Below are 13,710 nucleotides of genomic sequence, written 5' to 3' on the forward strand. Positions count from 1 at the left end.
GATCCACTTTGGCGTCAGCCACAGTGGTTTGCTTGCTGGAAACAGACCAAACAGGACCACCGGATAGGCGTGTGTGACGTTGATCCACAAGTCATCGGTCACGGGGTCGATCTCCAACACTCAGCAAGAGAGCGAAAGAAGAGCGGGGGACTCATCAGTGCGAATCAACAACATCCATGATGTGGTCGATCAGTGTCGATGAGCATCCCTCTTTCCAGCAAGCCACCGTGGCCGAGCGACCATGAAGCTGGCGGCACGATTAGGACGCTGCAAGCAGTCAGGCTGGCTGGAGCAAACCTGACTGAACGAATCAGCCTAACGAAAGGAATCAGCCTGGATCCTTGACATCCAGCGTGACCTTTTTGATCTTGCCGGTGAACCGTGTTTTCACTCGCCCCACGCCAAGATCCTCGGCGACGGGAGTTTGGTTGTCGAGCCCCACATCAGCGGTTTCATCGGCAGAGAAAATCAAAGGCTGTGTCTTCTCCACACGACCTTGGGCGACCTCCTTGCCGTTGACAGAAATAGTGACATCGCCCCCCTTGCCAATCTCGTCGGTGGTCTTGCCATCGTAGGCAAAATCAAGAACCACGACGGCGTCCCCGGCGGGAACCTCAGCATCAGCGGCAACGGTAAAGCGTTCCAGGCCCAGATAGTTGTAGGTATACACAGGCTTTCCTGACTTCATATACAGACACCAGCCACCGAACTTACCACCCTGTGTCAGAATCACACCTTCGGCGCCACCTTCGGGAATTTTCAGTTCGGCAGTAATCTTCTTCGAACGATTCTTGACATTCATGAACGTGTTTTCAAGCATCCCGTCCATGCCGTCGTAAAGCGTCAACGAGGTTCGGTCACCTAGAATCTCAGGGCGTCCGGCAATGGCTGGGTTCATCCGTGCAATCACGCGATCGTCGATGGGTAAGGCGTTGTACTTCTTGGCCTCGCTCATGAACAGTGCCTGCAGTTCCGCAAGCTTTTCAGGATTTTCCTTGGCCAGGTTCCTGGTCAAGCTGAAATCACTTTTCACATGGTACAGATCCCAAACATCGGTTTCCAAGGGCGGCATATCAACCGCCTCCCATGGCGCCCGGTGCAGGGTCCGAGCGAACCAACCGTCGTGATAAATCGCACGGTTGCCAAACATTTCGAAGTACTGGGTGGTATGGCGTTCTTTGGCGCGGGGATCGTTGAACGTGTACAGCAAACTCGTTCCCTCGATCGGTATCTGCGGCGTCCCATTAACGCTTTTGGGTTCCGGCAACCCAGCGGCTTCGAGAACCGTCGGTGCGATGTCAATCACATGCCCGAACTGGCTTCGCAAACCGAGGTCCTGTTGAATCCCATTTGGCCAGTGAATCACCATTCCGTTGCGAGTGCCACCAAAGTCGGAGGCAACTTGCTTGGTCCATGAAAACGGAGTATCAAATGCAACGGCCCAACCAGCAGCCATGTGTGGGAACGTCTCGGGTCCGCCCCATTCGTCGATCAAGGGCAGCAAGTCTTCAACCTTTTCGGTCACGTTATTAAAGTAAGTCATTTCGTTGTACATGCCAACGAATCCACCTTCGGCACTGGTTCCATTGTCACCGGCGATGTAGATGAACAGCGTGTTGTCCATTTCCCCAATGTCGTCAATGGCCTCAACAAGACGACCGACTTCGTGGTCTGTCTGCTCAAGAAAACCGGCGAACACCTCCGCTTGTCGTGCGAACAAGCGATGCTCATCGTCGGACAGTTGATCCCAATCCTTGATGTCTTCAGGCTTGGGTGCCAAGGCGGTGTCAGCAGGGATGACGTTCATGCTTTTCTGCCGCGCGATCGTTTCTTCGCGAACCTTGTCCCAGCCCTTGTCAAACTTGCCTTTATATTTGTCCGCCCATTCGCGTGGAACGTGATGCGGTGCGTGAACAGCACCGGTCGCGTAGTACATGAAAAACGGTTTGTCGGGTGTAATGGATTGCTGTGCTTTCATCCAGCCAATCGCTTTATCCGTCATGTCAACCGTGAAGTGATAACCCTCTCTCTCTGGCGGGGTGACCCGAGTCAAGTTGTCATAGATCAGCGGATACCACTGGTCAGTCTCACCGCCGATAAATCCATAAAACTTGTCAAAGCCTTGTCGGGTCGGCCAACGATCGAACGGACCTGACACACTTGTTTCCCAGGCAGCTGTCTCGTGCCATTTACCGAATGCTCCGGTGCAATAACCGTTAAGCCGCAGCATCTCCGCCAAGGGCGCCACACTATTGGGAACCTGTCCAGTGTTGCCTGGAAAACCTGTTGAGCTTTCCATGATCGAGCCAGTGTTGGCCGTGTGATGATTGCGACCGCACTTTAGCGCCATCCGAGTCGGCGAGCACAATGCCGTCGTATGAAAGTTGTTGTAAACCAATCCAGCTTTTGCCAGTTGATCAAGTGTTGGTGTTTGAATCGGTCCGCCAAACGCGCTGGGGCCGCCAAAGCCAATGTCATCGATCAACACGATCACAACATTGGGAGCCTTCGCAGGTGCCTTGACTTCAAAGAATGGCGGCGTTTCTTTGACGTTACGAACATCAAGCTCGTTGAACTTGGGCCGAGGTGGTTCCTGAATCGGTAAATGGGTCCGATCAAGCGTGTCTTCCGCGATGGCGACACTGCCAATGAGACATGTGAACAACACACCAAGTATGAATTGCCTGGAGAATGTATTGGGCATCAAAGTTCCCTGGTTCATTAAGATAAGGTTCTGCAGACTGGACGGTTTCGCTGCACCTTTACGATGAGGCGGTCCGATTATACAGCAACGACTAGGCCACGCCGGAAAATGCTGCCGGAAAGCAGGACAAGCATCGGAGCGTGAGTTGAAAACAATCGCCTCCGATCATGAAATCAGCGGCTGGACCTTGGCGTGAACCATTTCAGTTTGGCGACCCAGATTCGATTATTGGCTCCCCGAGCGACCAGCGGCTTGGGATCGCTGTGATTCGGCCCCGGCCCCTGCATCCATTCAGCCGCTGTCACCCAGGTTTCGTTGTCACTGATGTTTGTGATACCGAAGTTGCCAAGCCTCGCTCCCCGTTCCGGCACTAATACCTGTTCGGTGGAGCGAATGATTTGCAGCGCCTCTGGATCAACCTTGGCAATGAACAGCGGGGCTCGATGGCGAAAGACATGATCGTTTCCTGCACCTTTGCGTGCATAAACCAGCCACAGTCCATGTTGGTGATGGTGGACCCAATGCTGCTGGGTGTTGTAGTTGCCGAGTTCACTGCCATCATCAAGCGTCCACTTCTTTGGCGTGGAGAATCTAAGCGGATCGCCAACGTCGCTAACCGAGACGTATCCATGGTCGTCATTGCGCATGGTCAAAAAATAGCGGCCACCATGCTCGGCGATTGACGGTTCATAGAGGCCACGCTTGACCGGAATGGTCAGCTCGTCACCATGTTCCCGGTAGCGCATGGTCTGGCCATCAAAGGTGCATCGCATCACAGTGGTCGCATACTGTGCTTTGCCCATCTCCTTGAAATAGATCGGCAACAAGATGTCACCGTTGGGGAGGTCGAGCCGTTGAACGCTGCCCGCACCAGCGCTCTTGAACTTCGGTTCGTCGGGCATTTCAATCGTCCGCCATGCTGTCCAAGCGGTGGCCTTCGGAGCGTAAACGGCATACGCTGTCGCTCTCGGCCGCACGTGGCGAACGCGATTGTTTTCATAGACCACTGTCTGACCGGTACCGAGCAGCGTCCCGGTTTTCTGATGCCACTTGGGACTAAAATCGCATACCGTGATTTCCAGGCCTTTGTTGCCGTCGAACTCATAGGGAACTCTAGCGAATGAAGCGAGCTTTTTGGGAGTCGTCCAAGACGCACCGTTGTCGGAGCTACGCATCTCGTTGAGCGCGTAGAACACGTCCGACCCCGAGAGTTGAAGCTTCTGCAGCGTCATCACAACCGTTGGGTCACTCCCTGGCATGAGCCCCGCTCTCGCATGCACCCAGCAGAACTTGCCATCAAATCCTTCGGTAGCGACAGTGGTTTCGGTGGAAAACGGCGGCTTGATAACCTGAGCCTGCAAAGCGTTGCCACTGACAAAGAAACAGAACAGCGATAGGGCAAACACTCGATTCATCACTTCATACTCGGGAGATTCAAGGCCAAGACAGTTCAGCGAACACCAACCACAGCAGGCGACGCAGTGAATTCTACACCACACCGATGGCAGGCGTTCTGTCCCTGCGCTCAACCACCTCCAATGGGCACTCATTGCCGTCCCGCGCGCCGTCCCATTTCAAGACGCTACGCCAGGATGTCGCGAATCACGCGCCCATGAACGTCGGTCAATCGAAAGTCGCGACCGGCGTAGCGATAGGTCAACTGCTCGTGATCCAGACCAAGCTGGTGCAGGATGGTGGCGTGAAGATCATGGACGCTCGCTGCGTTCTCAACGGCTTTGAAGCCAAATTCATCTGTCGCGCCGTACGTGGTGCCACCGCGGATACCACCGCCTGCCATCCAGACGGTGAAGCCATAATGATTGTGATCGCGTCCCGAGCCGCCTTCGGAAACCGGCGTGCGTCCAAACTCGCCGCCCCAAATGACCAAGGTGTCATCCAGCATGCCGCGTTTCTTGAGATCCGTTAGCAAGGCGGCGATTGGGCGATCAATCTGGCCAGCCAGTTTGCGATGATTGCCTTCAACATTGCTATGCGAATCCCAAGGCTGGCCAGCACCATGCCAAAGCTGAACGTAACGCACTCCACGTTCCAGCAAACGACGAGCCAACAAAGTCTGCCTGCCATGCACACCCGATCCATACATGTCTTTGATGTACTTTGGTTCATCCGATGTATCAAAGACCTCCGCCGATTCGGTCTGCATTCGAAAGGCGAGCTCGAAGGATTGAATCCGCGCATCGAGTCGTGGGTCGTGCCGCGATCGACGATGCTCTGCATGATTCGCTTGCAACAGATCAAGCTGTCGACGCTGGGTGGCGACCCTAGCATGTGGACTGCGGATGTTTGCGATCAACTGGTCCGCTCGCTGGTGCTGCGAATTGATAAACGTGCCCTGCATGCTGCCGGGCAAAAAACCAGCTTTCCAATTCGCCACTCCACTGACAGGGTATCCGCCTGGGCACATGGCTATGAACCCCGGCAAGTTCTGGTTCTCTGTTCCCAGTCCATACAGCAGCCAAGAACCAACACTCGGTCTCGACTGAACCGAATCGCCGCAATTCATCAGCAGCAATGACGGCTCGTGATTGGGAACCTGAGCGTACATCGAACGAATCACAGCGATGTCATCGGCATGAGTGGCTGTTTGCGCAAACAACTCGCTAACTTCCAAGCCGCTTTGACCGTACTTCTTAAACTTGAACGGTGAAGGCAATGCACCGCCCGTTTTTCGCTCTGTCTGTAAACTGCTAGGCAGTGGCTGACCAGCAATCTTCTGTAACTCTGGTTTCGGATCAAAGGTATCAAGATGCGATGGACCACCGTTTAGAAAAAAGTGAATGACACGCTTTGCCCGAGGTGCAAAGTGTGGACGCTTCGCAGTCAACGGATTCATCAGTTGACCGGCTGATAAGGCTGACCTTGGCTCGGTTGCCAAAGCAGATGCTGGATCGGTCGCCAACGCTCCGGAATCCGCAAGCACGCCAGCCAACCCCAGCATGCCTAACCCAACGCCAGAGCGCTGCAGCATCTCGCGGCGATCGATCATCAGTGAATTTCTTTTGCCATCCATCATGATTCATCAATCCACAAACATTAGTTCATTGGACATCAATAACACTTGAGCAAATTGCTCCCACAAGGCCAGCGACTCAATCTGCCTGGCCTCCTGTTGACTGGTAAAGTCATCTCTCGCATGCCAACGCGACGGTTGCTTGTCATCCGCAAGCGTCACCGGATCAACCAAACGAATCTCCGGAGCCCAAAGAAACTGGTCGTAGCCGAGATGGCCATTCACATCCACAATAAAATCAAGCATCTCGCCGAGCTGCACCTTGACCCGATCGACACGGACTGGCTTTCTGGATTCGTGAATCAAGCCGGTCCGTAACACGCCGGATCGACTGGAAAGCACCCAATAGCGGATGCCATTGCCACGGGCGGGCTCATGGATCAATTCTGAAGTGATCGAGACAACCCCCGAACGCGGCGCCGTCCAACGTCGCACCACCGCGTGCTGATGATGATTCCCTGGATGCCCGCCATCGGCCGTAAGCTGTGCCCAGCCTAGCATTGAATCCGGCCACGCGGATCCGCCTTGCCAAGCATCTCCCGTAAAATGGGGCAGGGCATTAAACGACTTAAGCGTTCTCGCGTCCGGATCAATTTCACCGACCCCATAGGACCAAGCGGACGGCACAGCCTCTTTGCGAACGATTGAAACATCATCAACAACAGGCTGCAAGAACTCCATCGCTCGGCGAAGCTCCGTCGAGGAAGGATCGCGTTGGAAGACGATTTGATACAGCCTTTGCACTCGTTCAGCTGACAAGGGCTGCCTGAGAAAACCGGCTCGCTTGATCAAGGATCGCGCACGTCCAACCAACAGATCACCATTCATTGCAAACAAAGCTTGCTGCGGTGCAGTGGTCTCACTGCGTTTGCTGGTGTGTAGTTCCGGATTCGCGAAGTCATAAACTCGCAACACGGGCGGCAAGAACTCTCGATCGATCCAGCCATAAACAGAACGACGATTACTGGTTTGACCGCTCCCAAACATCGCTACACTTTGGCCGCCCATTGTGAGATCGAATTCGCCAGAGAGCGCCAGCAGTGTGTCACGAAACTGCTCGTAGGTCAGCCGACGTGAATTCATTCGCGAGAGCAAGCGATTGCGTGGATCCCGTTTCATGACCTTAGCGACCAGCGACTGATCACTCGGCAATCGTGAGCTCTGTTGATAGGTCGCCGAAAGCATGATCGTGCGATGAAGCCACTTGGTACTCCAACCGTTCGCGATGAACGCGCTGGTCAGCCAATCCAACAATTCTGGATGGCTAGGCGGATCAGACCGCAGCCCGAAATCGCTCGGTGATGGCACCAGTCCCGTGCCGAAATGGTGCCTCCAAACACGATTCACCCAGACCCGCGCGGTAAGCGGGTTGCTGGGATCAACGATCGCGCGAGCCATTTCCAGCCGACCGCTTCCAGATTGAAACGGCTGTCGGTTTGAACCCGCCAGGATCTCTAAAAACTGCCTGGGAACCGCCTCTCCGGCCTTGGTCGGATCACCGCGGCGGAACACACGAGGTTCGCTGATGGAAGGTCGATCGTTTAGCACCACAGCATGGGGTGCTGCATGGGGTGACTTGAGGATCTGTTGATCGACCGCTTTCTGTAACTTCCACAACCGTTCAGTGGTCTTGATGTCCCAGAAGTACTCGCTGTTAACAATGGGAACATCGGGGATCACGCAGGGTGAACCCGAACCGTAAAGAACTTGTCGCAAAGCTTCATCGTCAGGATCTGGCAACGCTGTTGGCGCCGGCTCGCCCGCTGACTCTGCGTCAGTGCATTGCTTAATCCACTGTTTATCAATGGCGCCGAAGACTTGCTGATAGCGTTTGGCAACGTCGACGGGACTCACTGGTGATTCGCTGAATGCCGCGGCAACACGAGGATTCAACGAATCAGCTTGCTTGGCCAGTTGCTGCGTCACGCCCTGTGCGCGACTCGAGAACTCTTCGTCCGCTAGATCGGCAAAGGCAATCCAAGGCTGAAAGACTGGATCATGCTGTTGTCTGACGTGGGATAGGAATGACTCCCAACGCCAAACGTTGCTAGGGAACACGGCATCAGGCGGCAGGAGCTGTCCGAACGTGAGCGCGGGATACTTTTCCAGATCAAGCTGCGCCAACAGATAGCGGTCTATCTTTTCCCGAATCCTCTCTCCGGCGACCTGACGTTGCTCGGCGGTTGCCTGAGCAAGCGTTTGTTTCCGCTGTTGCAACTCCTGAATAAACTCAACCGACGGCGACGCTTGTTCTGGTTCTGGCACGATTGGCACCAAGTCTTCGGTGCTGTTTTCAAAAACACCGTACAGCGAATAGTAGTCTGCCGTGGGAATCGGATCGTACTTATGGTCATGGCAACGTGCACAACTGATTGAAAGCCCAAGCAGACCGCGGCCGACCACGTCAATCCGATCGTCGATAATGTCCGGTGTCACGCCTAAGAAACGGCGGCCAAGCGTGAGGTATCCCATCGCAGCCAAATCTGGCGAGTCGTCCGCGACCACTTGATCAGCCGCCAGCTGCAACAGCACAAATCGGTTGTAAGGAAGGTCGTTATTGAATGCCTGAATCACCCAGTCGCGATACAAGGACGCATGCACGAAGCGTCTTTCTTCGCGACCGTAAACATAACCCTTGACGTCTGAATACCTGGCCACATCAAGCCAATGCCGCCCCCACTGTTCGCCATAGCGTGGCGACCGCAGCAAGCGATCAATCAGCCGCTGATAGGCATCATCGGAACGGTCTTGTTCAAACGCCTTGACCTCATCGGTGGTCGGTGGCAAACCGGTCAAGTCGTACGTGGCGCGTCGGATCAACGTTCGCCGGTCGGCAACCGATGCGTGAGACAGCCCGGCAGTCTCCAGCCTAGCAAGAATGAACGAATCGACTTCATTTTGGCACCACTGCGCTTGCTTCACTGTGGGCGGATTGTGTCGAACAACAGGCTGGAACGCCCAATGTTGCCGTTGTGCCCGGCGCAGCGACTCGGCACTGTCCGGGGTGCTGGTTTGCGGCCAAAACGCTCCGCTCTTGATCCAACGGGAAAGGACTTCAACCTCGCCCGGTGTCAGTCTGGGGCCGGACTCTTGCGGTGGCATTCGCAAGTCATCATCTGACTCGTTCACGCGATGCAACAATTCGCTTTGCTCGGGCTGACCGGCAACGATTGCTGGTCCGCTTTCGCCACCGTCATGCAGGCCCGCCGCCGTATCCAGACGCAACTCAGCCCATTGCTTCTTCGAGCCATGACAGCTTTGGCAGCGATCGACCAGCAGCGGCCGAACGTATTTTTCAAAGTAAGCTGAACGCTGATCATTCGCAACCTGCCCCTGCGCCACCCCAGAGACTGCCAGCAGCAGAAGGACCACGTTCAGCGAACACACATTCAAATGTCGCAGCAGACGAGCAAACCCCATCGAACCTCTCACCTTGAGTTGCAAACGGCTCTCGCCGATACCAACAACACAGATTCGTCAGTGACCAAACGAATATCATACTGCATAGAAGGCCGGGCGAGTGGAACGGAATGCCCATTCTGCACGGGCTGCAATGGGTCACTCTATCCCGCCGAGGGCCACCTGATTGACCAGCCCAGGCTACCGCCAGGACCGGACATCTAGCGGAGTTTTGGGTCCGCTTTACTTGCCGAAAACGAGCCAATCATGCGGAAAACAGGGCCCTCGGCCGAGCAAGAAAGCTTGCCTATCGGCGGCGGCTCGGATTTTGTAGACTCGCGCATTGAAGAATCAACACGCGCGTTCCACACCGGTCCGCGTCGGGAAGATTCAGTCATCGCCGGATGCAGAGAAGGAGCTTGATGATGGCAATGAAAACTTGGATGTCGTGGTGTTTAGCCAGCGTGATGGTTGCGTCCTTGGGATGTCGCTCGACAGGGAAACGCGACACGGATTTAGCCTCCGAACTCGCTGCCGCAGATTTCTCATCCGCCCAGCAACCGGCCTCGCCGTGGGAAACCCAAACCTTTGTTCACCAGGCGAAATTCCAAGAGGGCACCGGCCCCATCGACGCCGGAGACTTGCCAGCATTCACCGCCACCGACTCGGGGCTCAGGTACCGAGTGTTACGACATTCCAGCGGCAAGATCCCCACGGCCAACAACACCGTCTCGGTGAACTACCGTGGCTGGCTCAACAGCGGCAAAGTCTTTGACAGCTCCTACGAACGCAACAAGCCAACAACGTTTCCGCTGGACGGAGTGATTCCTGGTTGGACAGAAGGGCTACAACTTGTTGGCGAGGGTGGAATGATTGAACTGTGGATCCCCTCTCAGCTAGGCTACGGAGAGCGCGGCTCCAAAGGCTCGATCCCTCCTCATTCGCACCTTCATTTCATCGTCGAACTGATCGATGTCAACTAACATCACAAGAAGTTCAAGCGACGGTTGATCACGCTCCGGGCACTTCGCCCGGACTTGCAGTCATCAACGTGAGAGTCACTCAATCAGCGACTGATTCCGACACCACTTGTTCCTGCGTCGTCTCCATCGCTTGTCGCTCATCATGCAGGAGACGCAGCGCTTCTTCCTCGCTGATCTGGTTCGGCGGAGTGACCAAGCTCACGACGATGCCGGCCAAAGTAGCACTGATCACCGACGGAATTGTCGCTCCGCCCCAGAACGCATCCCAAGCCGGGTTGAACTTAAAGGCAATGGTGCAGACGGCGCCCCCAGAGATGGCAGCAATGCCTCCCTGCCACGTCGCGCGCGGCCAGAACTTGCCCATGATGGATGCCACCACAAGACCACTGAGGACAAAGGCGATCATGTCCTTGATGTAGTCAATGATGTCATCACGCGGCAGAACAACAGCCAGAGCTGCTCCCGTGATTCCAACCAGTCCCCAGCGTGTGTAACGAATCACGCTCTTGGGGCTGGGCACCTTGCCGGTAAACATCAGGTAAATGTCCCGCAACAGAACCGAGACGGCGGCGATAGCGTCGGAACTGGCCGACGACATGGTTGCACTTAACCCCGCCAATAACACAACCAAGCCTATCGACAGCGGCAACACATCGCGAGACATATACAAGAACGCATGATCGTGCTCCTCCAGGTTCGGGTTAAGGTGAAAGGCACAGATCCCGATGATCGCTGGAACAAAGCAAAACAGAAAATACAGAACCGTCGTCAGGTAAAAGGTTTTCCGTACCGTCGAGACGCTGTCCGCCGAATAAATCCGCTGCCGAAACGAAGGCACTCCCAGAACACCGATCGCGATGGCGACCATCAACGAGATCGAGGGCAACAGCTTGTCACCTCGTAAGAAATCAAGCTGAGTCCCAGTAAGGCTGCCAAGTTCGGACAACCCGCCAACTTCACTGACCGCAAAGAACGCCATCAGAATGAAGCCGAAGAACAACACCACCGCCTGGATCGTGTCCGTCCAAACAACCGCCACGTACCCGCCAATGATCACATAGACACTGAATCCCGATGCCAAGACCAGCTTTGCCAGCCAAGGATCCATCAAGCCAATGTAAGCCAGGTACTTACTGCCGCCCAAGATATGCGCGCCCAACCATCCGATGGAAGCAAACAAGATGAAAATCGCCACCAAGCCCTTCATCCATCGGTTGGCTCCATAATAAAACGCAACCTCTTCGGCCATCGTCATGAAGTTGTGACGACGCGCATCGCTAAACAAACCCGCCAGCAGCAACATCCCAATCCCGCCACCAATCCCATACATAGCTCCACGCCATCCATACCCGTATCCCTGACCGACCGCGCCGATCGTGGAACCGGTGCCAACCAACGTCGCCACCGTGGTGCCGAAACTGAGAAACAAAGGGATGCTTCGATTGCCAAGCAGAAAGTCCTCACCACTACGCTGACGGCGCGCGATCCAGACACTCATCACAATCATGGCCGTCACGTACAGACCAAAGACGGTTAGGAACAGAGTCGGGCTCATTCGGCAGGCTGCCTATAACAAACGCAATCAATTTCGACCTTGCAATCCACCATCATCATGGACTGCACACAGGCTCGCGCCGGAGCATGCTCGCCACCAAAGTACTCTGAATAGACTTTGTTGAACGACCAAAAGTCCCGTGTATCATCCAGCCACACGCCACAGCGGACGATGTCCTCTTTGGTGTAGCCAGCCTCGGCGACGATCGCCAGCATGTTTTCAATCGCTTTGCGAGCCTGAGCAACAATGCCGCCTGTGATGATCTCGCCATCTTCCATCGCGACTTGACCTGAAACATACAACCACCCGTCGGCTTCGACGGCCCGTGCGAACGGCAAGGTTTGCCCGCCAGCCCCTGGCTTTGATGTTCCGTAACGTTTGATACTCATGTGATCTCCTTAAAGAGTCGAATGGGTTTGTTTGCCGTACAGATAACGGCCTGTTCTCTCGCCGGTCAACTGCTGATCGGCAAATGCAACTGAGCCATTGACCAAAACGCGATCAATGCCCACCGCCGGTCGAATGGGGTCGTCGAATGTGGCCACGTCGTTAATGAGCTCTGCATCGAAAACGACCAGATCCGCAAAACAGCCAGGCTGAACTCTCCCTCGATCGGCCAAACCAAACACTGACGCCGGTAACCCCGTCATCTTATGAATGGCCTGCGTCAGCGGCAGCAATGATTCGTCGCGCACATACTTGCCCAGGACACGCGGAAATGTACCATACAACCTGGGATGCGGGTGCGGGTCAAGCGGAAGCCCGTCCGAACCGATCATCGACCGCGGATGACGCAGAATCTTTCGCATGTCTTGTTCATCAATGGAAAAATAAACTGCACCCGCTGGCATCAAACGCTTGGCAGCGTCCATTTGCGAAACACCCCAGTCACTGGCGATTTCGGCAAGCATTCGGCGCGACTGCTCAGGATGCGATTCTGATCGCGTGATCAGGATGTTGACGCGCTCATCAACCTGCTTCAAATCCAAATTGCTGGACCCCGCCGAATAGGGATAGCAATCCATGTGCACCCGGTCGCTGTGAGCCGTCGCGGCGATGGCTTCCAACACTTCCTCGCTGCGTCCCCAATTCTGAGGACCTGCACACTTCAGGTGCGAAACGACCACCGGCAGGCGAGCTTGGGATCCAATCGAGAAGGACTCTTCCAACGCATCAATGATCTCGTCGAATTCACTGCGCAAATGCGTTGTGTACAGACCGTGATGCTCAGCAGCCACTCTGGCCAAATCAATCACTTCGTCCGTCGGTGCAGGCATGGCGTTGGCATAGGCCAATCCTGTACTGAGCCCAATCGCTCCGCTGGCCATCGCTGATTCCAGATCCCTGCGCATCGCAGAGGCCTCCGATGCGTTGGCCGGTCGACTCAGATCACTCATGTGTTTGATACGCAGTGAGGTGTGCCCCACCAGCGCTGCAACATTGACAGCCGGCTGAGTGGTTTGCACGGCCTCAATGTAACGATCAAAGGATTCAAAGACGAAATCTTCCTGCTGACCCAACAGATTCAACGGTTCCGGCGGTTGCTGGTCCAACCGCATCGGCGCTGCACTAATGCCGCAGTTGCCAACGACCACACAAGTGACGCCCTGGCTAATTTTTGGAAAGCAATCCGGTTTGGCCAGCACCGCGTTGTCATCATGGGTGTGAACGTCGATGAAGCCAGGGGCGATTGTTTTGCCCGTGACATCGCAGGTCGCCCTGGCCACTGCATCCTGCAGGTCGCCAACAGCAACAATCCGATCTTGACGGAGACCAACATCAGCCCGCTGAGGCGGCGAGTTGGTGCCGTCGATGACGGTCCCACCAGTCAGCACAAGATCCAGTTGATTGTCAGCCATAGAGGGACGTCCTTTGGTCACACAAAATGCCGCGGCGTGCCTGGCATCAGACAAACGGGACACCCAAAAGCAATCCCATCGCCGTATCCAATGACGGTTCGCCACCACGAGCCAGAGGTGCGGTGACACACCCGCTGGCGAAACGTCCCGCTATTGTCGCAGCCTCGCTAGAAGCACGC

8 protein-coding genes are annotated in these 13,710 nt (G+C 55.3%); 1 reads left to right on the forward strand and 7 read right to left on the reverse strand.

Translation table 11 applies throughout. The features are described from left to right. Positions 1 to 328 precede the first annotated feature (328 nt). From SV7mr_RS24160 to SV7mr_RS24175, 4 genes are all read right to left on the reverse strand, one after another. Positions 329 to 2,704 carry an arylsulfatase gene (locus tag SV7mr_RS24160; protein ID WP_145277516.1) on the reverse strand — a complete coding sequence of 792 codons (2,376 nt, stop codon included), beginning with the start codon at positions 2,702 to 2,704 and terminating at the stop codon, positions 329 to 331. A gap of 173 nt (positions 2,705 to 2,877) precedes the next feature. Then, positions 2,878 to 4,119 (reverse strand): sialidase family protein, encoded by a 1,242-nt coding sequence (locus tag SV7mr_RS24165; RefSeq protein ID WP_419187873.1) that lies wholly within the window; start codon positions 4,117 to 4,119, stop codon positions 2,878 to 2,880. 167 nt (positions 4,120 to 4,286) lie between these two features. Beyond that, complete coding sequence (locus tag SV7mr_RS24170) at positions 4,287 to 5,738, reverse strand: DUF1501 domain-containing protein (protein ID WP_145277520.1); 1,452 nt, start codon at positions 5,736 to 5,738, stop codon at positions 4,287 to 4,289. 6 nt (positions 5,739 to 5,744) lie between these two features. Then, the gene (locus SV7mr_RS24175; RefSeq protein ID WP_145277522.1) at positions 5,745 to 9,155 is read right to left on the reverse strand and encodes a PSD1 and planctomycete cytochrome C domain-containing protein; all 3,411 of its coding nucleotides are present in this window, start codon (positions 9,153 to 9,155) and stop codon (positions 5,745 to 5,747) included. Positions 9,156 to 9,577: 422 nt separating this feature from the next. On the opposite strand from SV7mr_RS24175, the gene SV7mr_RS24180 reads away from it, so the two are divergent. Next, a complete protein-coding gene (locus SV7mr_RS24180; protein WP_419187874.1) occupies positions 9,578 to 10,117 on the forward strand; it encodes an FKBP-type peptidyl-prolyl cis-trans isomerase in 540 nt (179 codons plus the stop codon). Between the two features lie 79 nt (positions 10,118 to 10,196). On the opposite strand, the gene SV7mr_RS24185 is transcribed toward SV7mr_RS24180, so the two are convergent. From SV7mr_RS24185 to SV7mr_RS24195, 3 genes are read right to left on the reverse strand one after another with little or no spacing between them, the layout of a single operon-like run. Then, on the reverse strand, positions 10,197 to 11,672 hold the full coding sequence (locus SV7mr_RS24185) for a sodium:solute symporter family protein (protein WP_145277525.1): 1,476 nt from the start codon (positions 11,670 to 11,672) through the stop codon (positions 10,197 to 10,199). After that, the gene (locus SV7mr_RS24190; RefSeq protein ID WP_145277527.1) at positions 11,669 to 12,061 is read right to left on the reverse strand and encodes a RidA family protein; all 393 of its coding nucleotides are present in this window, start codon (positions 12,059 to 12,061) and stop codon (positions 11,669 to 11,671) included. Before SV7mr_RS24190 ends, SV7mr_RS24185 begins: the two co-directional genes overlap by 4 nt. Before the next feature lie 9 nt (positions 12,062 to 12,070). Next, positions 12,071 to 13,531 (reverse strand): N-acyl-D-amino-acid deacylase family protein, encoded by a 1,461-nt coding sequence (locus tag SV7mr_RS24195; protein WP_145277529.1) that lies wholly within the window; start codon positions 13,529 to 13,531, stop codon positions 12,071 to 12,073. Positions 13,532 to 13,710 lie beyond the last annotated feature (179 nt).

Origin of the sequence: Stieleria bergensis, from assembly GCA_007745635.1 — a bacterium.
Classification (GTDB): domain Bacteria; phylum Planctomycetota; class Planctomycetia; order Pirellulales; family Pirellulaceae; genus Stieleria; species Stieleria bergensis.

Bases quoted from the DNA above. Each gene is read 5' to 3' on its own strand.
- SV7mr_RS24160 (WP_145277516.1), bottom strand. From the start codon at position 2,704: ATGCCCAATACATTCTCCAGGCAATTCATACTTGGTGTGTTGTTCACA.
- SV7mr_RS24165 (WP_419187873.1), bottom strand. From the start codon at position 4,119: ATGAATCGAGTGTTTGCCCTATCGCTGTTCTGTTTCTTTGTCAGTGGC.
- SV7mr_RS24170 (WP_145277520.1), bottom strand. From the start codon at position 5,738: ATGATGGATGGCAAAAGAAATTCACTGATGATCGATCGCCGCGAGATG.
- SV7mr_RS24175 (WP_145277522.1), bottom strand. From the start codon at position 9,155: ATGGGGTTTGCTCGTCTGCTGCGACATTTGAATGTGTGTTCGCTGAAC.
- SV7mr_RS24180 (WP_419187874.1), top strand. From the start codon at position 9,578: ATGTCGTGGTGTTTAGCCAGCGTGATGGTTGCGTCCTTGGGATGTCGC.
- SV7mr_RS24185 (WP_145277525.1), bottom strand. From the start codon at position 11,672: ATGAGCCCGACTCTGTTCCTAACCGTCTTTGGTCTGTACGTGACGGCC.
- SV7mr_RS24190 (WP_145277527.1), bottom strand. From the start codon at position 12,061: ATGAGTATCAAACGTTACGGAACATCAAAGCCAGGGGCTGGCGGGCAA.
- SV7mr_RS24195 (WP_145277529.1), bottom strand. From the start codon at position 13,531: ATGGCTGACAATCAACTGGATCTTGTGCTGACTGGTGGGACCGTCATC.